Annotated in this window: 27 protein-coding genes; 23 read left to right on the top strand and 4 right to left on the bottom strand. The window is 53.8% G+C overall.

Going from position 1 to position 24,430, the window contains the following annotated elements; all coding sequences use genetic code 11:
* From PanJK_RS08850 to PanJK_RS08885, 8 genes are all read left to right on the top strand, one after another.
* A complete protein-coding gene (locus PanJK_RS08850) occupies positions 1-732 on the top strand; it encodes a flagellar basal body rod protein FlgF (protein ID WP_265299000.1) in 732 nt (243 codons plus the stop codon).
* A gap of 14 nt (positions 733-746) precedes the next feature.
* Positions 747-1,532, top strand: coding sequence for a flagellar basal-body rod protein FlgG (flgG, locus tag PanJK_RS08855; protein WP_265299002.1), 786 nt, complete (start codon positions 747-749; stop codon positions 1,530-1,532).
* 52 nt (positions 1,533-1,584) lie between these two features.
* The gene (flgH, locus tag PanJK_RS08860) at positions 1,585-2,265 is read left to right on the top strand and encodes a flagellar basal body L-ring protein FlgH (RefSeq protein WP_265299005.1); all 681 of its coding nucleotides are present in this window, start codon (positions 1,585-1,587) and stop codon (positions 2,263-2,265) included.
* A gap of 19 nt (positions 2,266-2,284) precedes the next feature.
* On the top strand, positions 2,285-3,391 hold the full coding sequence (locus PanJK_RS08865) for a flagellar basal body P-ring protein FlgI (protein ID WP_265299479.1): 1,107 nt from the start codon (positions 2,285-2,287) through the stop codon (positions 3,389-3,391).
* Positions 3,392-3,685: a rod-binding protein gene (locus PanJK_RS08870; RefSeq protein WP_265299007.1), complete on the top strand. Its 294-nt coding sequence runs from the start codon at positions 3,392-3,394 to the stop codon at positions 3,683-3,685.
* 64 nt (positions 3,686-3,749) lie between these two features.
* Positions 3,750-5,120 carry a flagellar hook-associated protein FlgK gene (flgK, locus tag PanJK_RS08875; protein WP_265299010.1) on the top strand — a complete coding sequence of 457 codons (1,371 nt, stop codon included), beginning with the start codon at positions 3,750-3,752 and terminating at the stop codon, positions 5,118-5,120.
* Between the two features lie 10 nt (positions 5,121-5,130).
* Positions 5,131-6,039: a flagellin/flagellar hook associated protein gene (locus PanJK_RS08880; protein WP_265299012.1), complete on the top strand. Its 909-nt coding sequence runs from the start codon at positions 5,131-5,133 to the stop codon at positions 6,037-6,039.
* Between the two features lie 5 nt (positions 6,040-6,044).
* Entirely contained in the window at positions 6,045-7,076 is a 1,032-nt protein-coding gene (locus PanJK_RS08885; RefSeq protein ID WP_265299015.1) for a hypothetical protein, read from the top strand.
* A gap of 2 nt (positions 7,077-7,078) precedes the next feature.
* Here the strand turns inward: PanJK_RS08885 and PanJK_RS08890 are convergent, their stop codons facing one another.
* Entirely contained in the window at positions 7,079-7,543 is a 465-nt protein-coding gene (locus tag PanJK_RS08890; RefSeq protein WP_265299017.1) for a hypothetical protein, read from the bottom strand.
* Complete coding sequence (locus PanJK_RS08895; protein ID WP_265299019.1) at positions 7,518-8,456, bottom strand: transcriptional regulator; 939 nt, start codon at positions 8,454-8,456, stop codon at positions 7,518-7,520. Before PanJK_RS08895 ends, PanJK_RS08890 begins: the two co-directional genes overlap by 26 nt.
* A gap of 481 nt (positions 8,457-8,937) precedes the next feature.
* Here PanJK_RS08895 and PanJK_RS08900 point away from each other — a divergent pair, with 481 nt between their 5' ends.
* The 14 genes from PanJK_RS08900 (at position 8,938) to PanJK_RS08965 (ending at position 20,831) form a co-directional block, all read left to right on the top strand.
* The gene (locus PanJK_RS08900; protein WP_265299021.1) at positions 8,938-9,789 is read left to right on the top strand and encodes a flagellin; all 852 of its coding nucleotides are present in this window, start codon (positions 8,938-8,940) and stop codon (positions 9,787-9,789) included.
* Positions 9,790-9,973: 184 nt separating this feature from the next.
* Positions 9,974-11,263, top strand: a complete 1,290-nt coding sequence (fliD, locus tag PanJK_RS08905; RefSeq protein WP_265299024.1) for a flagellar filament capping protein FliD — start codon at positions 9,974-9,976, stop codon at positions 11,261-11,263.
* Positions 11,264-11,272: 9 nt separating this feature from the next.
* Positions 11,273-11,656, top strand: a complete 384-nt coding sequence (gene fliS / locus PanJK_RS08910) for a flagellar export chaperone FliS (RefSeq protein ID WP_265299026.1) — start codon at positions 11,273-11,275, stop codon at positions 11,654-11,656.
* A complete protein-coding gene (locus PanJK_RS08915; protein ID WP_265299028.1) occupies positions 11,653-11,952 on the top strand; it encodes a hypothetical protein in 300 nt (99 codons plus the stop codon). The genes fliS and PanJK_RS08915 overlap by 4 nt, the downstream gene beginning before the upstream one ends.
* Positions 11,952-12,989: a flagellar hook-length control protein FliK gene (locus PanJK_RS08920; RefSeq protein ID WP_265299030.1), complete on the top strand. Its 1,038-nt coding sequence runs from the start codon at positions 11,952-11,954 to the stop codon at positions 12,987-12,989. The genes PanJK_RS08915 and PanJK_RS08920 overlap by 1 nt, the downstream gene beginning before the upstream one ends.
* 4 nt (positions 12,990-12,993) lie before the next feature.
* Positions 12,994-13,461, top strand: a complete 468-nt coding sequence (locus PanJK_RS08925) for a flagellar basal body-associated FliL family protein (RefSeq protein WP_265299033.1) — start codon at positions 12,994-12,996, stop codon at positions 13,459-13,461.
* A gap of 9 nt (positions 13,462-13,470) precedes the next feature.
* Positions 13,471-14,169 carry a FliA/WhiG family RNA polymerase sigma factor gene (locus PanJK_RS08930; protein ID WP_265299035.1) on the top strand — a complete coding sequence of 233 codons (699 nt, stop codon included), beginning with the start codon at positions 13,471-13,473 and terminating at the stop codon, positions 14,167-14,169.
* A gap of 6 nt (positions 14,170-14,175) precedes the next feature.
* A complete protein-coding gene (gene motA / locus PanJK_RS08935; protein WP_137386492.1) occupies positions 14,176-15,039 on the top strand; it encodes a flagellar motor stator protein MotA in 864 nt (287 codons plus the stop codon).
* The gene (gene lafU / locus PanJK_RS08940) at positions 15,039-15,959 is read left to right on the top strand and encodes a putative lateral flagellar export/assembly protein LafU (protein ID WP_265299039.1); all 921 of its coding nucleotides are present in this window, start codon (positions 15,039-15,041) and stop codon (positions 15,957-15,959) included. The genes motA and lafU overlap by 1 nt, the downstream gene beginning before the upstream one ends.
* 265 nt (positions 15,960-16,224) lie before the next feature.
* The gene (locus PanJK_RS08945; RefSeq protein ID WP_256697429.1) at positions 16,225-16,839 is read left to right on the top strand and encodes a cupin domain-containing protein; all 615 of its coding nucleotides are present in this window, start codon (positions 16,225-16,227) and stop codon (positions 16,837-16,839) included.
* A 110-nt stretch (positions 16,840-16,949) separates the two neighbouring features.
* Positions 16,950-18,389 carry a circularly permuted type 2 ATP-grasp protein gene (locus PanJK_RS08950; protein WP_256697428.1) on the top strand — a complete coding sequence of 480 codons (1,440 nt, stop codon included), beginning with the start codon at positions 16,950-16,952 and terminating at the stop codon, positions 18,387-18,389.
* Positions 18,383-19,312, top strand: coding sequence for an alpha-E domain-containing protein (locus PanJK_RS08955; protein ID WP_256697427.1), 930 nt, complete (start codon positions 18,383-18,385; stop codon positions 19,310-19,312). Before PanJK_RS08950 ends, PanJK_RS08955 begins: the two co-directional genes overlap by 7 nt.
* On the top strand, positions 19,309-20,109 hold the full coding sequence (locus tag PanJK_RS08960; protein WP_265299041.1) for a transglutaminase family protein: 801 nt from the start codon (positions 19,309-19,311) through the stop codon (positions 20,107-20,109). The genes PanJK_RS08955 and PanJK_RS08960 overlap by 4 nt, the downstream gene beginning before the upstream one ends.
* 17 nt (positions 20,110-20,126) lie before the next feature.
* Positions 20,127-20,831 (top strand): proteasome-type protease, encoded by a 705-nt coding sequence (locus PanJK_RS08965; RefSeq protein ID WP_008103315.1) that lies wholly within the window; start codon positions 20,127-20,129, stop codon positions 20,829-20,831.
* A gap of 43 nt (positions 20,832-20,874) precedes the next feature.
* Here the strand turns inward: PanJK_RS08965 and PanJK_RS08970 are convergent, their stop codons facing one another.
* A complete protein-coding gene (locus tag PanJK_RS08970) occupies positions 20,875-21,642 on the bottom strand; it encodes a capsular polysaccharide synthesis protein (protein WP_265299043.1) in 768 nt (255 codons plus the stop codon).
* 85 nt (positions 21,643-21,727) lie between these two features.
* Complete coding sequence (locus PanJK_RS08975; protein ID WP_256697424.1) at positions 21,728-22,348, bottom strand: response regulator transcription factor; 621 nt, start codon at positions 22,346-22,348, stop codon at positions 21,728-21,730.
* A 277-nt stretch (positions 22,349-22,625) separates the two neighbouring features.
* Here PanJK_RS08975 and PanJK_RS08980 point away from each other — a divergent pair, with 277 nt between their 5' ends.
* Positions 22,626-24,326 (top strand): lysophospholipid acyltransferase family protein, encoded by a 1,701-nt coding sequence (locus tag PanJK_RS08980; RefSeq protein ID WP_265299046.1) that lies wholly within the window; start codon positions 22,626-22,628, stop codon positions 24,324-24,326.
* The last annotated feature ends 104 nt before the right edge of the window (positions 24,327-24,430 follow it).

A 24,430-nucleotide genomic window follows, 5' to 3' on the forward strand; every position in this document is an offset into this window, starting at 1 on the left:
ATGGATCGCATGATTTATACCGCGGTCAGCGGCGCCAATCGCAGCCTGACACAGCAGATGATTCACTCCAACAACCTGGCGAATGCCAATACCGAAGGGTTTCGCGCCGACCTCGAACGCGCCACTACCCAAGCGGTGGCGGGTGGCGGCTACAACAGCCGTCATCAGGTGCGCAGTGAAAACGGCGGCATCAATATGGCGCACGGCGCACTACAGGAAACTGGCCGCGAGCTGGATATCGGCATCAAAGGCGACGGACTGATTGCGGTACGTGAAGGACGCCGTGAGCTCTATACCCGTAACGGTCATATCGATATTGATGATATGGGCAACCTGTCGATTGGCGGTAAACCGCTGATCGGTGAGAACGGCCCGATTCAGCTGCCACCGTTTTCGCAGGTGGCGATTGGCGATGACGGCACCATCACTATCATTCCGGAAGATGGCAACGTGGCAGCGGCAATGGATGTCGAGCGCATCAAGCTGGTGGACATTCCCGCCAATCAGCTGCGGAAAAACAACGACGGCTGGCTGACGGCCAATCGCCTGACCGCGCCGCGCAGCGAGAACGTGCAGCTGGCAAGCCAGCATCTGGAAGGCAGTAATGTCTCGGCGGTGAATGAGATGGTGCAAACCCTGTCGCTCAGCCGTCAATTTGAAGCGCAAATCAAAATGATGAAAGCCGCAGAAACCCTTGTGCAGGCAGGCAACCGCCTGATCCGTGGCAGCTAACAGGAAAATTAAAAATGAATCCAGCTCTTTGGGTCAGTAAAACCGGTCTGGCGGCGCAGGACGCCAAAATGGCCGCCATCTCTAACAACCTGGCAAACGTTGATACCACCGGCTTCAAGCGCGATCGCGTGGTGTTTGAAGATCTGTTCTATCAAACGCAGCGTGCGCCTGGCACCCAGTTGAACCAGAACAACCAGACGCCAACCGGCATTCAGTTCGGTAGCGGTGTGAAGATCCTCGGTACGCAGAAGCAGTTCACCCAGGGTTCGATGAAAAACACCCAGCAGGAGCTGGATGTGGCGATTGCCGGTCAGGGCTTCTTCCAGGTAGAAACCGCCGATGGCGACATCGCCTATACCCGCTCTGGCAACCTGAAAATCAGCGCTGATGGTGTGATGACCAACGCGCAAGGCTTGCCGTTGATTCCACAGATTGAGCTGCCGGAAGGCACCAAAAATCTCACCATCGGTAAAGACGGCACCGTCAGCGCCACCGTGGCGGGCGAAACCGATCCGGTTGAACTCGGCCAAATCACGCTGGTGAATTTTGTCAATCCAGCCGGTCTGGAAGCGACAGGCAGCAACCTGTATCGCGAAACCGCTGCCAGCGGTGAAGCGGTAGAAGGCGTGCCGGGCGAAGAGGCCTTTGGCCAGCTGGAACAGGGCTCGCTGGAGGGGTCCAACGTGCAGGTGGTGGAAGAGATGGTTGACATGATCACCGTGCAACGTGCTTACGAGATGAACGCCAAGATGGTGTCGGCTGCTGATGACATGCTGAAGTTCGTCACGCAGCAGATGTAATTTTTTTGGGCGGAAGTGGCTTTTCCGCCCACCTTGCAAGGCCATAAAAACAATGACACTGACAAAAAAACTCACCGGCGGCTTAGTACTGAGCGCCGCACTGCTGCTGACCGGCTGTGAAAGCCCGGCGCTGCTGGTGCACAAAGATGACGCCGCCTATGCGCCGCCGGAAGATCTGGCTCAGCCAGACGCCCGCGTGAGTGGTGGTGGACTCTATAACACCCAATACCAATGGTCGCTGATGCAGGATCGTCGTGCTTATCGTGTGGGCGACATCCTGACTGTGCGTCTTGATGAATCGACGCAGTCGAGCAAGCAAGCACGTACCAACTTCGGCAAGAAGAACGACGTCGAACTCGGCGTGCCCTCGGCGATGGGTAAAACCTTTGATGATTTGAGCGGCTCGATTAAGGGCAATCGTAACTTCAACGGTAATGCCACGTCGGCGCAGCAGAACATGTTGCGTGGATCGATTTCCGTTGCGGTGCACAAAGTGTTGCCTAACGGCGTACTGGTGATTCGCGGCGAGAAGTGGCTGACGTTGAATCAGGGCGATGAGTACATGCGCGTTACCGGCCTGGTGCGTGCCGATGACATTGAACGCGATAACAGTATTTCATCCCAGCGCATTGCCAATGCGCGTATCTCCTACGCCGGGCGCGGTGCGCTCAGCGATGCCAATTCAGCGGGGTGGCTGACACGCTTCTTCAACCATCCTCTGTTCCCGATTTAAGGTGAAGATCATGATCAGAATGACCGTTCGCTATCTGCTGCCGCTGTTTCTCGCGGCGGGAATGATGGCAGCCAACCACGCAAAAGCCCAGGCGCTGGGTTCGCTCGTTGATATTCAGGGCGTGCGTGATAACCAGTTAGTGGGTTACAGCCTTGTCGTTGGCCTTGATGGCACTGGCGATCGTAGTCAGGTGAAATTCACCGGCCAGTCGCTGGCCAACATGCTGCGTCAGTTCGGTGTACAGATGCCACCGAGAATGGATCCGAAAGTAAAAAACGTGGCGGCGGTGGCATTGAGCGCCACGCTACCTTCGATGTACGCACGCGGCCAAACCATCAACGTTACCGTATCTTCAATTGGTGATGCGAAAAGCCTGCGCGGCGGGACCTTGCTGTTAACGCAGCTGCGCGGTGCCGATGGTGAAGTCTATGCGCTGGCGCAAGGCAACGTGGTGGTCGGCGGCGTGAAAGCCGAAGGCGACAGCGGTTCCAGCGTGACCATCAACACTCCAACCGTGGGCCGTATTCCCAACGGTGCCTCGGTTGAACGCGAAGTGCCAAGCGATTTCCAGGACAACAGCGATGTGATGCTGAACCTGAAGCGTCCGAGCTTCAAAACCGCCAACAACATCGCCGTCGCGCTAAATCAGGCATTTGGTGCCGGGACTGCGGTAGCGAAAAGTGGCACCAACGTCTCGGTCAACGCACCGCGTGATCCCTCCGCTCGTGTGGCCTTTATGTCGATGCTGGAAGAAGTGCAAATCAACGCCGGCAAACAGCCGCCGCGTGTAGTGTTCAATGCGCGCACCGGCACCATCGTGTTGGGTGAAGGCATTGTGGTGCGTGCGGCAGCGGTTGCACACGGCAATCTCACCGTCACCATCGCTGAGCGCCCGAACGTCAGCCAGCCTGGCCCGTTCAGCAATGGCGAAACCGCAGTGACACCGGAATCGGATATCAGTGTGGATCGCGGTCGCGGTCAGATGGTGACGGTTCCAGCGGGCACCAGCCTGCGCAGCATTGTGAATACCATTAACAGCCTGGGTGCGGCTCCGGACGACACCATGGCAATTTTACAGGCGCTGCATGAAGCCGGCGCACTTGATGCAGAACTGGTGGTGATCTAAATGATTGATCGTATCTCAACCCCATTTAGCCCGCTGGCCAACGGCATTGCGGGCGGTGCTAAGCCCAACAATCTTGAGCAGGCCGCCGAGAAATTTGAAGCGATGTTCCTGCGCACCATGCTGAGCGAAATGCGTAAAGGCACTGATGCATTTGCGGGAGAAAATGGCATGTTCAGCAGCCGTGAGGCGCGCAACCTGCGTGATTTCTACGACGATGCCCTGGCGCATGAGCTGGCAAGCCAGCGCAGCACCGGAATCGCCAACGTGCTGATTCAGCAGTTATCGCCGAAGTAGACTTAATAAACGCAGCATTGTTGTCGCTCTGCCCAGGCAGAAACAATGAATGCAAGAGGACATTATGAGCATCATTAATATCGGTTACAGCGGCGCGAGTGCGGCACGTATTGGCATGAACGTTACGTCGCTCAATATTGCCAATGCGATGACACCTGGCTACAGCCGTCAACGTGTGGAGCAACAGGCGATTGGCCCGATGGGCAATCAGCGTCTGGCGAGCGGCAACGGTGTTGAGGTCACCAATATCCGCCGCATGGCCGATCAATTCCGTATCGGCCAGGTTTGGCGTGCCAACACGCAAACCAGTTATTTCGACCAGGGACAAACCTATCTCGGCGCGCTCGAGAAGCTTCTGGGTACGGAAACCAGCGGCATCGGCGACGGTCTGGATAACTTCTTCAAATCGCTGAGTGGCGCCAGTGATAAGCCTGAGAATCAGGCGATGCGTCAGGATGTTTTGACAGAAGCGCGCGCGCTGTCGACGCGTTTCAATAACATCCAGTCGTTCCTGCAAAAGCAGCGTACCAACAGTCAGCAGCAGCAGCGCGATTTGACCGTTTCGATCAACAGCGTGAGCGGCAACATTGCCGAATACAACAAGCGCATCAAAGAGACCGAAGCGATTGGCGGCGACACTAGCATTCTGCGCGATCAGCGTGATCAACTGGTGAACGAGCTGAGCACCTACGTCGATATCCGCGTGCAGGAGAATGATAAGGGCGAATACAGCCTGATGTTGCCTTCCGGTCAGCCGCTGGTAAGCGGCAGCGATGTGGGCAAGTTGTCGATGGAGATGGACACCAGCGGCGAGCCGTTCCTGCAACTGGATTTTGCCGGTAGCAGCTATCAGGTTGATATGAAAACCGGCGGCGCATTTGGTGCGCTGCATGATTATCAGGTCAATACGCTTAACGGTATCGAAGAGAGCATTATCGGCATGGCGGAATCGATGGCCAACGCCTTCAACGACCAGCTTGCCGCAGGATTTGATTTGAAGGGCAATCCGGGTAAGCCGCTGTTTGACTTCGATATTAGCAATCCTAACGGCATGCTACAGGTCAACGATCTTGCCTGGGATGAACTGGCCTTCTCCAGCGATGCCACCGCCACCGGTAACAACAAAAACCTGTTGGAACTGATTGGCATTAAAACCAAAACCTTCACCATTCCGGGCATCGGTGAATCAACGCTGGATAGCGCCAGTGCGTCGCTGATCAGCACTGTCGGCATTAAAAGCCGTCAGAACCAAACCGAGTTGACCGCTGCGGCCGCGCTGCTGGAAGACGCGGTCAGCCAGCGCGATAATTACAGCGCGGTGAACTACGACGAAGAGTACGTTGGCCTCACTGATTACATTCAGGCATATCAGGCCAACTTAAAAGTGATTGCTACTGGCGATCAAATTTTCACCGACCTGCTATCTCTGTTCTAAGGAAAATTCCATGCGAGTGAATAGCCAAAGTTTCTCTAATACCATGTTGAACAACCTTGGGCGTAACAATACGCAGCTCGTCAAATTGATGACGCAGATGAATGAGCAGAAGCGCGTTATCAATCCTTCTGACGATCCGATCGCCAGTACGCAGTTGGCGCAGATTCGACGTGAACAGGCAGCGATTGGTCAATATCAAACTAATATTGAACGTTTAGGTCATAGCCTCGGTCAGCAGGAAACGCTGGTAAACTCCAGCAGCAAACAGTTGCTGAGCATGCTGGATAAATTGCGCGATGCTAACAACAGCAGCAACGGCGCGGTCGATATGGCCGGCTACGCCACCGAGTTGAGTGCCATGAAAGATATGCTGGTTGAGCAACTGAATAGCCGCGATGAAAGTGGGCGCTATCTGTTTGCCGGCACCAAAACCAATCAGCAACCTGTGGTGCGTGATGCAGCAACCGGCGAATGGGTATTTGCGGGCAACCATGAAAGCAATAGCACGCCAGTAGGTAATGGTGTACTGATGAAATCCAACACGGATTTGGCTGCTGCATTTGGCGATGATCTCAAAATGCTTAACCAGCTTGAATCGCTGTTGGAAAAAATGTCCGATCCCACCATTGCACCAGAGAGCTATGCCGACGAAATGACGGCGATGATCGGGCAGGTTCAGGGAACTTCCGATAACGTTGCCGCTATTTTCACCGATTTGGGCGGACGTCAGAACAACATGACTTTGCTGGATGAGGCTCATCAGGATAATAAACTGATCAATGATGAAGTCGCGGGTGAGCTCGAAGGGCTGGATGTTGCCAGCGCGATGACCGCTCTCAACGGTTACACGATGGCCACGCAATACTCTTACAAAGCATATGGTCAGATCTCCTCTCTTTCACTGTTTAACCTGGGGTAATCGACATGATGCAGGTGGAGAATCGTCTGGCGCCGGGATTGCGCGCTCCCGCGCTGCACAGCGCACCGCTGACGGCGAAAGCGCCGGTCAGCAACGTTGCCAACGCCACTATGCGGCAGAGCAGCAACTTTCCCGATGCGCCGCTGATCTCTTCTCAGCCTCTGCGCTATAACGTTCAGCTGAATCAACAGCTAACGCGTGTGCAGCAGGCCGATCACTTTCTGCAGGCGACCGAAAGTCAGCTGCTGAAGGTGAACCATGCGCTGAGCCGTCGCAGCGATCGCCAGACGGCGTTAGCCGAGACGCAGGCATTACAATCGCTGCTGGCGCAGCGCCAGAGGCTGTCCGGCGGTAGTGTGAACCGCCAGCTGCAAGTGTCACTCGAGGGGAAATCGCAGGTCAATTTCCAGCTGCGTGATGGTCAGGCGCTGGTCAACAATCCGCAGCCGGAACTGCTGACGTTTTCCCTGGCGGGCCAGCAGCGCGAAATCAGTGCGGCGGCGATTGCGGCGGACAGTACGCCGCAGCAGACGTTGCTGAGTCTGAATCAGGCGCTGGGCAAATGGGGCATTCATGGCAAGTTGGATGCGCAACGCGAAGTGCAGTTTCAGGTGGATGAGCAGCAATGGTCGCGCGTGAATCAACATCTGAGTGTGCAAGGCGGCGGCGAACGTTATCCGCTTAGTCAGTTCTTCCCGGTTAAGCCGCAGGCGGAAATCACGCTGGAAGATGAAGTGGCGCGCGTGTTAGCAAATCCAGCACAGCTGGAATCACTGCAACCCACGCTCGATAGCACGCTGGAGCAGCTGACTCATCAGCGTAAGCAATTAGTTCGCTCCAAAGCGCTGGTACAGCAACGTGTTGATAGTATGTCCAATTTCAGCAGTACCCAGGCGAATAGCGCTGCACAGGACGTGGCGCAGCAGTTGAGTCAACGCAGTTATGGTAGCGTGGCCGATGCGCTGGGCGCGCAAGCTAACGTGCCGCGCGCCACCGTGAAGAATGTACTGGGCAGCGCAGCCTTGCTGCGCGCCTGAGGTTAATGTTGCTGGTTGATCATCAATCCTGACGGCATCACCAGCATACGATTCCCTTCAAATTCCACGCTATTAAAGGTGACGCCGTTATGAGCATTAAAGTTAAAGATGCTTTTTATCAACGGTTTATCTTTACTGGCGTGCACCATCAGGGGCTGATAGCTATACACCACGCCGTTTCGCGTCTCCGCTTGTGGGGTTAACAATATTTTGGCCAGAAATTGCCGCGTGGCGATTTCACTGGTCAGCGTCATTAACACACTGTCTGATTTCACGGCAAAAAACGGCAAATACATCTCCGTTTGACCGCTTTCAACATCGTAAATCCCCACCTCAACACCACTACCGGTAAAATCTTCGTCAAATACCTGATGGCTTGACCACGGCAACCAGCCGCGTAGCGCTGCGGTAATCAGCAGCAGCAAAGTCAGCAGCGTCAGGCTAAGGGTTGCAAGACGCCATTTCATTCAGCTTTCTCTCCATCTCTTCGGTGAGCAGTTTGCTCAAGGCTTGCGGATTATCATCTGCATTAAATACGGTCATCACCAACTGCTGATGCGCGCAGGCGTTTTTAAGATTAAGGGTCAGATTGTTCACATCGCTGCTGGCCGAATAGTAGATATCCATGCGGGTCGCGCGCTGTTGCAGCGTGGTGTTCAGTTGGCGCAACGTATTGCCGAGCAGCTTAGCGATATCTTTTTGCTGGGTGATGGCGTCGCGCGGGGTATTGGTGAGTTGCAGCAAGCGTATTTGCGTGACGCCTTCTAAAGGCAATTGTGTCAGATACGGCTGCTGCTGCAGTGAAGAGCGCCAGATCATTGCTGCAAGCGTGATAAATACCACCAGCATTATGCCAAACAGCGCCATCCACAGATGATGAGTTCTTGCCGCTGGCGGCGTTTCAGCGATCAGCGGTGCGGGTGCCACATCAGCGGCAATAAACAACTCTTCTTCGGCGGGTAATTCCGATGTTGTAGCAGCAGACGGCTGTGACGGCGGCGTCATACTCAATAACTGCACATCGCTCTCTTCGTCATCTTCTTCATTTATACGTCGCTGGAAATGGCAAAACTCGGCTTCGAGAATGTAGCCTTTCTTTGGCACGGTTTTAATAATCAACTGCTGCTTACCATCATCTTCCAGCGCTACGCGCAGCGCGTGGATCGCATTGGGTAAGCTGTTGCTGCCGATGACACGCCGTTCCCATACCAGCTGATTCAACTCTTCACGCGATAAAATCTGACCGGCATGCTGTATCAGCACCACCAGCAGTTTCAATTGATATTCACCCAGTCGCCGCTGCTCGCCGCTCTCCTGATGAATTAATGAAGCACTGGCAATATCAAGTAACCAGTGATTGATAATGCAATCTGACGTCATCGTTACTTTATTTCCCTGATGTTGAGGGCGTCGTCATCGCCATCGGCATGGCGTCAAGAACACTTGATGAAAAGATAGTTGTTTTATTCTGCAAGACTAGTCTTAAAAGGGAGCGATTTCAATGCGTTGATTTTAGAAGCCAGATTTTTGTTGCAGAAAAAAGGGGAGAAATTACTCCTAAAAAAAAGCGTCATTCTTAAAAAATAGAAAATAATGGGTTGTTTGATGTTTGTTTTCTTTAAAAATTCATTTTTATCAATGCTTTGTTTATTAAATTGATTTGGATTGTTATGATTTAATTAATGGGCTAATTTTGCCGCCTTTATTTTCTCTTCAATTTTGCACTCTCTGCTAAATAATGTTTTTTTTCGCGAAAAGATTTTAAATACATTTAAGAGATTCCATTAGCGTGCCGTTTTCTCCTGTTACTTGAAACGGAATCATCGGATTCCAACTTTTGGAGATAAACCTCATGTTAACTATGTTCACAAACTCAGCAGCTATGTCCTCTACTAACTCCATGAACCGTGCAAACTCTGCACTGTCTACCGCAATGGAGCGTCTGGGTACCGGCAAACGTATCAACTCTGCAGCTGACGATGCAGCGGGCCTGCAGATCGCTACCCGCCTTGATGGTCAGGCGCGTGGTATGGGCGTTGCTCAGAACAACATCTCGAAAGCGACTGCTCTGATGCAGACCGCTGAAGGTGCTTTCGATGAAGTGAACAACATTCTTTTCCGTATGAAAGACCTGGCGACTCAGGCTGCGGATGACACCAACAACGCTGATGACCGTACCGCGATGAAGTCTGAGTTCGATGCACTGAATGCAGAGCTGAGCAACATCATGACCAACACCTCTTACGGTACCGAGAAATTGCTGACCGGCAATGCAAGCGGCGCAAGCGGCGGCGGTAAACTGACTAGCGAAATGCAGTTCCAGATCGGCGCATCTAAAGATGAAACCCTGAAGGTTGATCTGAGCACTTCATTGACCAGCGTATCAACTGATCTGAAAGCTCTGACCGTATCGGGTGGCTTTGCTGATGCTGCATCAGCTAACGGCTTGCTGGACAAAGTAACTGATGCACTGGGTTCAGTAGGCAAAATCCGTTCTGACCTGGGTGCCAACATTAACCGTTTGGGTCATACCGCAGCTAACCTCGCCAACATGAAAGACAACACCGAGCTGAACCTCGGCACCATTCGTGACGCTGACTTCGCAGAAGAAGGTTCAAAAATGAGCCGTCAGAACATGCTGATGCAGAGCAGCCAGATGATGCTGAAACAAGCTAACGGTATGGGCCAGATGGTTCTGGGCATGCTGGGCTAATCCCCTTTAAGTATTGAAAAACACCGCTCTTGAGGCGGTGTTTTTATTTCCGCCTGCGCTGGATTTTTCTTCCCCTCATGCGGAAAGTACCCTTCCTGTTTTTGTATTTAACTAATTGAAAATATTCATAAATTAAAGTTGGCATGCTGTTTGCTAAATACATGTCATTCCGTAGGAGAAAACGATGAATATGAATATGGAACCGTCCCAATGGGCGGAGATCCTCGCCACTGACAGCATAGCCGCGATGCAGTCTCGTCTGCAGGCGCAGCAGAAAAAAGTCACTAATGAGCAGAGTGCGTTAACCGCGCTGAAAACTGCCCTAACTGATTTCCGTACCGCGCTGAAAGGCTTCGGTACCAATGGCGAATTGGTGAAGAACATTGCTAAGGCTAACCAGGAAGGTTACGTCAACCTCAAAGCCAGCGCCAATGCCAGCAAAGGTTTGTATCAAGTTGAAGTGAAAGAAACTGCCGCTGCACAGCAAGACTCTTTTGCGGATATGACCGATGACAAAGTCAAAAATGCCACCGGCACCATGACGATTACCGTGGATGGTAAAGAGATCGATATCGATCTGACCGATGTTGAAAGCATGGCGGATCTGCGTGATGCCATTAACAAACATCCGGACAATCCTGGCGTAACGGCATCGCTGATGAAGGTCAACGGTGAAACCCGCATGTTGATGGGCAGTGAAAAGACCGGTGAGAAAAACAAATTTGAAATTACCGTGACCGGTGATCCGGCCTTTGAGGCAGCGCTTACCGCGACCAACATTTCTACGGCGCGTGACGCTGAGATCTCGGTTGGCAACATGGTAATCAAGAGCGACAGCAACACATTCAAAGACGTGATCCCCGGCGTTGAAATCAATGTGGTGCAGAAAACCGATGCTGGCCGTCCGCTGGTGATCAGCGTGGAAAACGACGAGACGCAAACCAAAGAGCAGGCGCAGAAGTTTGCTGATGCCTACAACGCGCTGTTTAGCAAAATCGCCGAACTAACCAAAAGCGGTGGCGATAAAGAGAAGCGCGGCGCATTAGCGGGTGATTCTGGCCTGCGCGTGCTGGAACAGCAAATGACGTCCATGCTGCGTCAAACCACCAATGGTAAGAAGCTGAGCGACTTCGGTATCTCCACGGATAAAACCGGCAAGCTCGAAATCGACAACGAAAAATTCCTCGACGCGGTGCGTGATAACCCGGCAGCGCTCGATGCGATGTTTGGTGGCGCGGACGGCATGATCAAGAAGATGGACAAAAGTCTTGATAGCTTCCTCAGCACCTCGACCGGTTCCATCAAGAGTCGTCAGGATTCACTCGACCGCCAAAATACCCAACTGACAACCAAAGCCGATCAAATCCAGACGCGCTATGACACCAGCTATGCCCGTTACCTGAAGCAATTCACGCGTGCGCAGGCGGCCATGTCGCAGATGGAGAATACATTGGCGAACTTCTTCAGCTATTGAAGGTGAAATATGTACGGTAATTATTCCGAAACTCATGGCTACAACGATGCGGATCTGGCGATCCGCACTGCAGCCGCCACGCCACATCAGCTGGTGTTGATGCTCTTCACCGGTCTGCAGGATGAACTGGTGCGCGCCAAAGGCCACATCGCCGCGAAACGCTTTGAACGTAAAGCCAGCAGCATTTCCAAAAGCATCGACATCCTCAACGCGCTAACCAGCGCGCTGGATTTCGAACGCGGTGGCGAACTGGCGCTGCGTTTGGCCTCGCTGTACGACTATTGCGTTTATCGCCTGTACGACGCCAGCCACAACTTATCTGTTGCCCAGATTGAGGAAGTGGAAGGTGTGCTGGTGACGTTGCGTGAAGGCTGGGAGGGCATGCAGCCATGAAACAGCAGTTTGTGGCGTTGGGCACGGCTTTAGAGCAGGCCGCGCAGAATGATGATTGGCTGCAGGTCACGCAGATTGATAAACAGATCAACGATTTGTTGCTGCAGCTGCGCCAGCAGAGTTTGAGCGAAGCCACTTTAGCGCAAGTCAAAATGCTTCAGCAGCGCCATCAACAGGTTGCGGCGCAGTGCCGTGTGCGTGTTGAGGAGTTACGCCACAAACTGCAACAGCATCAGTCGCAACGTCAGGGCCGCCAGGCTTATAGCCTGTTTGGCGATGAAGCTGGGGGTGTTTGATGATTCCTTCACTCCCCTCGTTCGTTTTGCCCGGCGGAAGCGTGCCATCCGTTGCCCCCGCGACGCCGGGCGCAACTGAGCTGCCCAATACGCCGCTGCCGCTGGTGCCGACGTTTATGCTGGGCGGGACTGCGCCAGCACCGGTTCAGGCTCCGCATCTGCAGTTAAGCGAAGAGGATGCGATGCCGGAAAGCGGCGATCCTGAGCAGTTGATGCAGTTGTTGCTGGATCCGGCACTTTCCACGCCAGTTCCTGCACCGCTGCCACCGGCTATGACACCGCTCCCGCAGCATCAACCGCAACCGCTGTTGCCGGGCAATACTGTGCCGATCCCGCCTGAGCTGGCGATGCCGGTGCGTCTTACGGCGCTGCCGCAAAGTGTGCAGCCCACCACGCTGGCTGCGCAGGTGACCACGCCGACGGAAACCGAACAACTGCAGCCATTCAAGCTGCGTACGCCACAGGATGCGCGTGATGCCAGCAAGCAGGTTCTGGCAATGATGCAGGCGTCACCGGATGAGCCACTGGCCAAAATGTTGCCCGCGCAAGTCGTGGCGCACAGTCAGCAGCTGATCGCCGCCAATCAGGTGAATACGCAGCCAGTGGCCAAAATGCAGGCTCCATTGGCATTGCCTGAAGCCGCGCACGAGAAAGCGGCGGCGCTGCGTGAAGCCTTGGGTGACCGCTTACAGATGCAGGTCGAACAACGCACGCAGAAAGCCACCATTCGTCTCGATCCACCCAACCTCGGCAAGCTGGATATCTCTCTGCATTACGAAGGCGGCAAGTTGCAGGTTCAGATTCAGGCAGCACAGCCTGACGTCTATCGCGCCTTGCAACAGGTGAGCCGGGAGTTGCGTGGTGCATTGAGCGAGCAAAATCAGGTGGCGGTCAACGTACAGATTTCGCAGCAGCAGGGCGAACAACGCCAGGCGCCGCGTCAACAGCCCGAACAGGACGTGGTGCTGAGTAACAACATTGCAGAAGTGACGGAAGAACAACGTCACCGCGATCTTTCCATACTGACAACGGTATAACTTAATGAAAACTAAAAATATCGCTCGCAGCCTTGCGATGGTGATGGGCACCTCCGTGCTGACCGCCGCGCTGGTTGTAGCCGGCACTGAACTGCTTCATCCCGCCAGCACTACTGGCGAAAGCCGCAGCTTCTCCTCTTTCTTTGAGAAAAAAGAGAAGCCAGAACAGGTGCTTTACCTGGAAGTTAAAAATCAGGTCATCACCCTAAAAGGCAACGGCAGCAAAGAGCGTTACCTGCTGCTTGATTTGGCTTACGTCGCTAACAGCGATGAACGTTTGAAAGCCACGGAACATAACCTGCCGAAGATGAAAAGCGTGCTGGTGGCGATGTTCTCCGGCATGGAATACGACGCGGTGCGCATCATGACCGTTGATGACATCCATATGCAGATGATGGCCCGATATGAAGGCGTGTTTGGTAATGATCAGCCGTTCTCTGACGTAATGATCTCCAAAATGGTCTTCCAGTGAGGAGATGTCATGAGCGTTTTTAATGAAGTTACTGAACTCACGCCGCTCGAAGAGAGCCGCTATCTGCAGCAGTGGCTGCCGCTGGTAAAGCGTGTGGTGCGCCAACTGTCAGCACAGACCGATGCGGTGATGGATCGTGAAGATCTCGAGCAGATCGCCCTGATGGGGTTGCTGGAATCGCTGCGTCGTTACGGCCATCCGGACGATCATTTTGCCGGTTACGCCCTGCAGCGCGTGCGCGGTGCGGTGCTGGATCAGCTGCGTCTGCACGACTGGCGTCCACGTCGTCTGCGTCAGAAAACCCACAAAATCAATGATGCGGTGCGTGAACTGACGCGCCGTCTCGGTCACGAGCCGAACGAAGAAGAGTTGCGCTTGCACCTCAAGCTCACCGCAGAAGAAGTGCAGGAGTATCTGCTGCTGGAATCGGCCAGCGCCATGGAGAGCTTTGACGAGCTGTTGGCCGGTGAAGGCTTAGGGCTCGGCCAGGCATTGAGCGGTCGCGCGCTGGAGGAAGAAGTGGGTATTCAGCGTACGCTGAAAACCGCGCTGGCATCACTGTGCGAGCGCGAGCAGCTGATTCTGAGCCTCTACTATCAGCATGAAATGAGCCTGAAAGAGATCGCTCAGGTGCTGGAACTGACCGAAGCACGTGTTTGCCAGATCAACAAAAAGATCGGCGAAAAGATCAAACAATTCTTCGAGTAAAACATCATGCAGAAACTGATTGGATTAATTGTGGTACTGGGCAGCGTGATTGGTGGCTATACGCACGCCGGCGGCTTGCTGAGTGCCTTTTGGCAGCCAGGTGAGCTGTTGATCATCCTCGGCTCGGGCGCCGGTGCGTTGGTGATTGGTAACTCAAAAACCGTATTGAAAGATATGTGGTCGCAGGTGCGCGGCACCGTTAAAGGCAATATCTACACCGCAGAGTTTCAGCAGCAGCTGTTGATGCTGCTTTATGAGCTGCTGGAACTGGTGCAGGACGGCGGTCTGAAAGCCCTGGATGCGCATATTGAAGTGCCTGAAAACAGTGAGATTTTCCAGAAATACCCGCTAATCCTTGCCGATCGTAGCTTCATTTCCTTTATCTCAGACAACTTCCGTCTGATGGCGATGGGCAAGATCAACGAACATGAGCTGGAAGGCATCCTTGAATCTGAGTTGCACGCCGTGGAAGAGGAATTGCTCAAGCCGTCACGCTCCATGCAGCGTGTTGCTGAAGCGATGCCGGGATTTGGTATCTGTGCGGCGGTTCTGGGCATCATCATTACTATGCAATCCATCGACGGCTCGATCGCGCTGATCGGCGTGAAAGTGGCTGCCGCCTTGGTCGGTACTTTCCTCGGCGTATTCTTCTGTTACTGCCTGCTGGATCCGCTGGCGAATGCCATGGAACAGAACCAGAAAAAGCGTCTGGCAGTACTGGAGTGCATCCGTACCGTGCTGGTGAATCAGGTGGCGGGCAAGCCAACGCTGCTGGCGGTGGATGCCGGACGTAAAATGTTGCCGCTTGATACCAAACCGACGTTTGCCACGCTGGATGGTTGGGTCAATCAGCTCACTGAAGGTGCGTAATGAAACACAATGCGCATCACACTACCATCATCAAACGCGGCGGCAAAAAGGCGCACCATGCGCATCATGGCGGCGCGTGGAAAGTGGCGTTTGCCGACTTTACGTTGGCGATGATGGCGTTGTTTATGGTGCTGTGGATTATGGGCGCGGTGAGCGAAGAGGAACGTAAAGAGATCGTCGCGCAATTGAACGGCACTTCCGTTTTTACTGGGACCAACTTCAATCCTTTTGATGTTGAGAGCGCGGGCTCATCGGCGATCATTGGCGAAACCATGGCGGTTTCTCCGCCGACGCAAGCTGCGACCGTCAGTTCATCTCAGGATGACATCAGCCTGAACGCGGGCAACCAACCGCAGGAAGATTTAGACAGTGTGCTGTCGCGTTCGGATGCGGAACTGGCGCTGTTACATAGCCAGCTGCAACGGATGATCAACAGCTATAACGCGCAAAATTATCTGATGCTGGAAACCTTGCCACAGGGGCTGCGCATTCTGATTCAGGACGATCAGGATCGCATGATGTTCCCACGTGGGAGCGCGGTGTTAACCCCGTTCTTCCAGAAATTGCTGACCGAACTCGGTCCGGTGTTTAACCGTATCGACAACAAAATCATGATCAGCGGTCATACCGATGCTGCGAAATATAGCGGCCAAGCCTCCTACAACAACTGGAACCTGTCTGGCGATCGCGCGCTGGCGGCGCGCCGTGCGCTGGAGCGTGGCGGATTAGAGAGTGCGCGTGTATTGCAGGTTAATGCCATGGCATCACGTATGCCACGCGATCGAGACGATCCGATGAGTGCGCGCAATCGTCGCATCGAAATTCTGGTGTTAACCGATGCCGCTGCTGAAACCTTATTCCAATTTTATGGCCGCGAAGGGGAGAACGTTGTGAAGCCCATCGCTGAGCGCCTGCGATAACCTGTCAGTGCCTTTGAATCGTTTTTTTGATTCGGCCGGTGGCGAAATCCACCGGTTTTTTTTCGCCTAAAATTCCTGCACTTTGCGGCCGGGTCACCATAAATGGCGACCACTCATTTCCCGCACGCGATGTTAAAAATGTTACCAATAAATTTGGCTTTAGTTAGCTAAATCATTCTTTTTTGTGAATTTTGTCGCCGGGCGCACATTGCAATGCCGCTTTGGTAAGCCACAATTAAGCATCGTGATTAACCGGAGAAAGAGTATGACTGCCAACCACTCCAGCCTGCTGTTACTGATGTCTTTCGCCGCCGGCACCTTTTCTGCTGGATCCTCCAGCAATCCGCAACATTTGATGCTGTCGCTGCCCTCCGGCGGCGTGCCCAACAGCCCGTTACCGTTGATCATCTGGCCTGGCATCGTGCCGTATGACGCTGAAAATCCCACCGAAGACAGCGCCGTCTGGTTTGAAACCACCTTTACCCGCAACGGTTGGCCTGCCGCGTGGCGTGCGCCGATCTTCCCGTATACGCATTACCATCCGAACACCCATGAAGTGCTGGGCGTCGCTGCCGGTTGGGCGGAAGTACTGTTCGGCGGCGACAGCGGTCGCATGGTGACGTTGCGCGAAGGCGACGCGGTGTTGATCCCCGCAGGCGTTGGCCACAAACAGGTCTTTGCCTCAGAGGATTTTTTCACCGTTGGCGCCTATCCTGAAGGCATGTCCCCGGAAACCGTGCGTGATGAGCCGTCGCGTTTACGTGCGTCGAAGGAGACGATCCAGCATGTTCCCCTGCCGCACCGCGATCCCTTTACCGGTGGCGAAGGCGCGATGACGGAGATCTGGCTGCCAATCGCGCAGCAGCTGATGCACCAGTAAAGTGCATAACAGCCATTTCCGTAGACGCGGCGCGTGTGACATGCCGGGGGCAAGCCTCTGGCACAGTTTGTGCAGGAGAGAAATATCTCTAGACAAGCGCCGGGTAAATCATGAAAGAAAGCTACCAGATAGCATCGCACTTCTATGATGAGATGTTGTTGAGCGATGGCCAACACCGCGCTCACTACCAGCAATACTGGGAATGGTTACAACAGGCGGACGTCGATGCCGTAGCGCGCAAGCGTGAAGAGGCGGAACTGCTGTTCCATCGCGTTGGCATCACCTTTAACGTTTACGGTGATGATGGCGGCGCGGAACGTTTAATTCCTTTCGACAGTGTGCCACGCATCATTCCTGCCAGCGAGTGGGCGATGCTCGATCGCGGCATTCGCCAGCGCGTGCAAGCCCTCAACGCCTTCCTGCACGATATCTATCATCAGCAACTGATCCTCAAAGCGGGCATCGTGCCTGCCGAACAGGTGCTGGTGAACGATCAATATCAGCCCTGTATGCAAGGCGTCGATCTGCATCGCAATATCTACGCGCATATTGTCGGCGTGGATATGGTGCGCAATAACGATGGCGAATATTACGTGCTGGAGGACAATCTGCGCACCCCGTCTGGCGTCTCCTACATGCTGGAGAACCGCAAGATGATGATGCGCCTCTATCCGGAGTTGTTCGCCGGGCAGCACATCGCGCCGGTTGAGCGCTATCCCTCGCATCTGCTGCAAACCCTGCGGGAAAGCTCGCCGGTCAACGATCCAGTGGTGGTGGTGCTGACGCCGGGCCGCTTTAACAGCGCCTATTTTGAACACAGCTTCCTTGCGCAGCAGATGGGCGTTGAGCTGGTGGAGAGCGCCGATCTGTTTGTGAAAGATGGCGCAGTGATGATGCGTACCACCGCCGGGCCCTGCAAAGTCGATGTGATCTATCGTCGCGTGGATGATGCCTTCCTCGATCCACTGGCATTCCGCCCGGATTCTATGCTCGGCGTGCCGGGGTTATTATCGGTATATCGATCTGGCAATGTGGTGCTGGCGAACGCGATCGGCACCGGCGTCGCCGATGACAAATCGATCTACCCGTATGTGCCGGACATGATCCGCTTCTACCTCGATGAAGATCCGATCCTCAATAACGTCCCAACCTGGCAATGCCGCAAACCGCAGGATCTTACCTATGTGCTGGCTAATCTGGCGAAAATGGTGGTGAAAGAGGTACACGGCGCGGGCGGTTACGGCATGTTGATTGGACCGGTGGCGAGCCAGCAGGAGCTGAGTGATTTCCGCGATCGCCTCAAAGCGCGGCCGGAAAACTACATCGCGCAGGACACGCTGTCGCTCTCGACGTGCCCGACCTTTATCGACAACGGCCTCGCGCCACGCCATATCGATCTGCGTCCGTTTGCGCTGTGCGGCGCGGATATTCGTCTGGTGCCCGGCGGCTTAACCCGCGTGGCGCTGAACGAAGGTTCGCTGGTGGTGAATTCGTCGCAGGGCGGCGGCACCAAGGACACGTGGGTTCTGGAGGATGACGCATCATGCTAAGCCGCACGGCCAGTGGCCTTTATTGGATGGCGCGCTATCTCGAACGCGCAGAACAACTCGCACGCGTGTTGGACGTGACCAACCGTTTGTCATTAATGCCGGTGCGCGGCAGCCAGGGCGATGAGCTGCTGCTGCCGCTCAATCTCACCGGCACACGTGAACTGTTTGAAACCCTGAATGGCCGCTGCACCATGCCGCAGTTGTTCAACTTCTTCGCCCTCGATGACCGCAATCCGTGCAGCATCTTCAGCTGCTGGCAGGAGGCGTGGAACAACGCGCATGCGGTGCGCGGCAGCTTGTCGTCGGAAGTGTGGGAGAGCATCAACTCGACGTGGATTGAGATGCGTAACACGCGGCGACGCGGTATTACCAGCGCTAACGCCGACACCTTTTTCGATTGGGTGAAAGAGCGTTCGCACCTGTTTCGTGGCGCGATGTTCGGCACCTTGCTGCGCGGCGATGCGATGAGTTTTATCCGCATTGGCACGCTGATGGAGCGCAGCGACGGCACTGCGCGTTTGCTGAGTGTGAATCAGCAATTGCTGGAGCAGCAGTCGGATTCGGTACGCGAATATTATTGCCTCGACACCTTGCTGCGCGCGGTTTCAGCGCGTGAAGCTTACAACGCCATCTTCAAGCAGCAGCTGTTGCCCGATCTGGTCAATGAGATGCTGATCCTGCGCAGTGAAAGTCCGCGATCGCTGCACTCCTGTATTGATGAGATCGCCACACAGTTAGAGAACATCGGCAGCAGCGGCGAAGATCGCCCGCGCTATTTGATCACCGTGCTGCTGGCCGAAATGCGCTTCAGTACCTGGGAAAGCCTGACTCAGGAAGGCTTGTATCACTGGCTCAATGCATTCCTGACGCGCCTGAATGCGCTGGCCGACAGCATCAATCACACCTATCTGGAGGCGAAATGAGACTGAACATCGAGCATAAAACCCGTTACGCCTACGAGCATCAGGTGACACTCAGCACCCAATATCTGCGCCTGACGCCGCAAAATTCGGTGCATCAGCAGATAATCTCGTGGGAGCTCGAGCTGCCGTGTGAAGCCACCTGCACGCAGGATGCGTACGGCAATGTGATGCATGTGCTGACGCTGGATACGCCGCATCAGCAGCTGGATATCGCCGCGCGTGGCGTGGTGGAGATCCTTGATGATGGCGAATGGGCGCCCGATCCGGAATCATTATTGTCGCCGTTGGTGTTTCTGCGCTCATCGCCGCTGACGCAGCCGGACGGTGAGATCCGTGAGTTCGCCAAGCGCTACTGGCGACCGGAAAAACCGCTGGCCAGCCTGGAAAAACTCATGGATGAACTGCTGCTGAAGATGCCGTATCGTCCGGGCAGCACGTTGGTTACTGATGCCGCCACGAAAGTATTTGCCGCCGGCAGCGGCGTTTGCCAGGATCACAGTCACGTGTTTCTCGCCTGCTGTCGTAGTCTGGGGATTCCGGCGCGCTATGTGAGCGGCTATCTCTATACTGAAAACGTTGAGCACGTCGCCACTCACGCCTGGGTTGAAGCCTGGCTGGATGGCAGTTGGCACAGCTTTGATATCACCAATAATACTCGCAGCACGCGCCAGCATTTACGTCTGGCGGTCGGTGTGGATTATCTCGATGCGTGTCCGGTGCGCGGTATGCGGCTGGGCGGCGGCGGTGAAGATATGCTGGCGGTGGCTGCGGTGCTTCAGGTGCATGCGCAGCAGTAATCAGAACAGGCGTGACTATGACTTATTGTGTGGCAATGCGTTTATCGTCAGGGATGATTTTTGTATCCGATTCACGCACCAATGCGGGCGTCGATCATATTTCCTCGTTCCGTAAATTGCATGTATTTCAGGTCGATGATGAACGCACGTTGGTGCTGCAAAGCGCCGGCAATCTGGCCACCACGCAGAGCGTGCTGAGCCTGCTGCGACGCAACAACGGCGATAGCGATCAACCGAATTTGCTCAATGGGCGATCGCTGTATGACATTGCGCTGATGGTGGGCGAAACGCTGCGCGAGGTGATCAAGCGCGATGGCGAGGAGTTTGGCGGCACGCTGCTGCTGGGCGGGCAGATTCGTGGTGAGGAGCCGCGTCTATTCCAGATCTATCCGCAGGGCAACTTCATCGAAGCCAGCGTCGATACGCCTTATTTTCAGATTGGTGAGAGTAAGTATGGCAAACCCATTATTGACCGCGTGCTGCGCTATGAAACGCCGCTGAGTCAGGCGATGCAGTGTGCGCTGATTTCGATGGATTCGACGCTGGCGAGTAATATTTCAGTGGGTTTACCGCTGGATGTGATGGTCTACCGTACTGACAGTTTCAGCGACAGCGAGCAATATCACATCACCGAGCACCATCCCTATTTTTCACAAATTCGTCAGCTGTGGAGTAAAGGGCTGCTGAGCGTTTTTTCGCAACTGCCGCCGTTGAAGCTATAAGCTGAGCGTTATGAAAGCGAAGCTGGATATTATTACGTTATATCTAGCTATTCGCTTCCATCAGAATATAAGGAAGCAAGTAATCATTTTTCATGCTTGTAATTTTCTCTTCAGAGAAATCTTTAAAGACTTCTGGTGTCCATGAATTATGCAGTGAAATAATGCCACATTTACACTTTGCCAGTTCGCTGGAAAAATCCTTCTGCGATTTTGGCATGAAATAGTATGAAAAATAGCGTTCCCATGGCTCTTTCTCAGGTTGCCTGGCCTCTAAAATATTTCCCTCTTCAACAGCATCCAGAATATGAAGGTAATCATCATACTCACCACTTTTGATCAGGGGATCTAAAATGCCGTTGCCGACATAGTTCCATGAAATTTCGCCGCTAATGTTATTAAGACGCGCGATGATCCCCATGAACCACGCGGCAGTCAGTTTGTTTCTTTTATTAGCAGATAACACGGCAAGATGAATGCCTCGCGATGCTGGATAGCCAAAAGTATACAGTTTATCCCCTTTGAGAAAATTCATATCACTGATGTTTTTTGTGATTATGGTGTCGGCATCAATAAAAACACCGCCTAACATGGTTAATACCCATGCTGAAACCATGTCTGATTGCATTGCTAAAGAGAACTGGAAGAAAACCGGCGGCAGTATCTTTTTAGGTATGAAATCATAGATATTTTTATGATTAATGATTTTTATTTCCAGGTTGGGGATGTTGTTTTTCCAACTCTTCATACATAAATTAAGATAGGCCGGCTTGGTTTTCCCTGGCAGGTCAACCCAATAGGTGTAAATAATCATTTCGTGTCTCCTGAGTGGCATGAAAAGCATAGGCGACACGCTGTGAAAAAACTTAAGTGGCAGGGTTCAAAAGAGCACCGATCGATTACACCAGTTCGTTGATCTTCGCTGTCATATTAATCCCGCTTATCCCTTTCAATCCAAGCTTGTGCAAGATTTTTATTTTATAAGTACTCACAGTTTTACTGCTCAGCTGCAATTGGGAGGCAATCTCTTTATTACTCATTCCTGATGCGAGCTTAACTAATACCATCAATTCCCGGCGTGTGAGGCTCATCAATTTTTCACTTTCAATGAACTCATTCATGTCTGCAGCCGTATGCGTGACAGGATAAAAGCGGTTTCCGCGCTCAACCTCTTTAATTGCGCTAAGAAGCATCTCTAACTCTCCGCGCTTGTAAACATATCCTTCCACACCCAGTTGCAGGCAACAGCGTTGATAAAAAAGGCTTTCTGAAGCAGAAAAGACAATGATTTTTTGCTCTGGCATGGCGCGCTTAATATCTGCAATTAGCGGAATTCCCGCGCGGCCTGGCATGGTGAGATCGAGTAAAAGGACATCCGGGCGTGACTGATGAAGCTGAGTAATCAAAAGATCGCCTTTTTCGGCTATTCCGACAATGGTGTAGTTAAATGACTGTAACAGCGCCTGGATACCCGTACAGATTAATGGGTGATCGTCCACAATAAAAACTGAGTGAATCATATGTGTAGTCCAAAGGAGAAAATAAAAAATAAATGCAAAGTTAAAACACCAATGACTAAACACTAAATAGTGGTGTGACCAGATTAATTCACGCTGCTTAAGAATAAGCTTTAAGCCATGTCTTGAATTTAGGATTTTAAGGTGAGTTGCTGTTTTTTATGCGTTAGAACAAAGCAGGCTGCTGCTTTTTACGCTCTGGCTGTAGAGCAGTCATAAATCTGAAAACAAGCCGTTTTAACGTCGAGGCGATAAACCGCTGCGCATAAAAAGGTGAATGATGTTTTCAGTTGATCAGCTTCTCGATACTTACTGGCCTGGCCATCAACCGGCGAACTGGCAAAAAAGCGTCCTGAAATGGGCGGTTCGTGAACATGAGTTCCAGGCATTTGCCGCCCGCTATCGCCATCTCAAAGGCGTGGATATGGTGGAGCAAGTGCTGGAGCACCTGGATGTGCGTTGTGAACTGAGCGAACGCGATTTGGAGCAGATCCCAACGCGCGGGCCGGCAGTGATTGTTGCTAATCATCCGCTTGGTGCGCTGGATGGCCTGGCGCTGCTGGCGGCGGTTTCGCAGGTGCGGCGCGATGTGAAAATTGTCGCTAACCGGATGTTGATGATGCTGGAGCCGATCAGCAACATGATGCTGCCGGTGGATAACATGGGCAACCGCACCAGCCGCGAACAGCTGACACATATGCAGCAGCATCTCGATAATCAGGGCGTGCTGATCATCTTCCCGGCGGGCGAAGTGTCGCGCCTTTCCAGCCGTGGCGTACGCGATCGTCACTGGCACCACAGCTTCTTACGCCTCGCCGCCCGCGCTCGCGCGCCGATCGTGCCGGTGCATGTAGTGGGGCGCAACAGCCTGGCGTTCTACGCCGCCGCTAAAATAGCCTCGCCGCTGGCGTTATTAATGCTGGTACGCGAAATGTTTCGCCAGCGCGGTACGCGCATCAAGCTGCACATCGGCGAGCAGATCCCCTTTGCCAACTGGCATGATGGCCACACGCCGGGCAAAGAGCTGGCGAAGCGGCTGCGCAAACATCTTTATCGCATTGGACAAGGGCGGCGCGGCCTATTTCAGACCGAAGCGGCGATTGCGCGTCCGGAAGATCGCGCCGAGCTGAAAAAAGCGCTGATGGAAAGCGAGCGACTCGGCACGCTGCCGGATGGCAAGCAGATCTACCTGTGGCGACGCAACGGCGCCAGCTGGGTGCCGTTGCTGCGTGAGCTTGGACGTTTACGCGAAGTGGCGTTCCGCGCTGTGGGCGAGGGCAGCGGGCGACGTCGCGATCTCGACAAATACGATGACGATTACTATCACCTGATTCTGTGGGATGACGATGCGCTGGAGATCGTCGGTGCCTATCGCTTTATTCCCGGCGCTGAGCAGCTGGAGCGCCGCGGGCTGGAAGGCATCTACAGCGATAGCCTGTTCCACTACGACGAGCGCATGTTGCCGATCATCAATCAGGGTCTGGAGCTGGGCCGCAGTTTTATTCAGCCCGCCTATTGGGGTAAACGCGGCCTCGATTATTTGTGGATGGGCATTGGTGCCTACATCGCCAGGTATCCGGACACCCGCTATCTGTTTGGCCCGGTATCGATCTCGGGCGGCATGCCATTGGCGGCGCGCGATCTGCTGGTGGCGTTCTATCGCCTGTATTTTCCTACCGAACTGCCGCTGGCGACCTCACGCCGCCCTTATCCGGCCTCGCTGCCGGAAGTGCTGGCGCAGTTCACCGGCGATAACTACAGCGAAGATTTACGCCGCTTGAAGCATCTGCTGGCGAATCTCGGCACCGCGATTCCGACGCTGTACAAGCAATATTCCGAGGTGTGCGAGCCGGGCGGCGTGCAGTTTATCGATTTCGGCAGCGATCCAGATTTCAATAATTGTATCGATGGTTTGGTGCTGGTGGATCTGACGCGGGTGAAGCCTGCGCGTTATGAGCGGTATATCGGCATGCACCTGTGAATTGGTCGCCATAAATGGCGACCCTACGACGGCACCCGAGCATTTGTAGGGGCGCCATTTATGGCGACCTGGCCCAATGTCATGGAATCGTCATCACAGTGTCG

It is taken from the genome of Pantoea sp. JK, assembly GCF_026130245.1.
GTDB lineage: Bacteria > Pseudomonadota > Gammaproteobacteria > Enterobacterales > Enterobacteriaceae > Pantoea > Pantoea trifolii.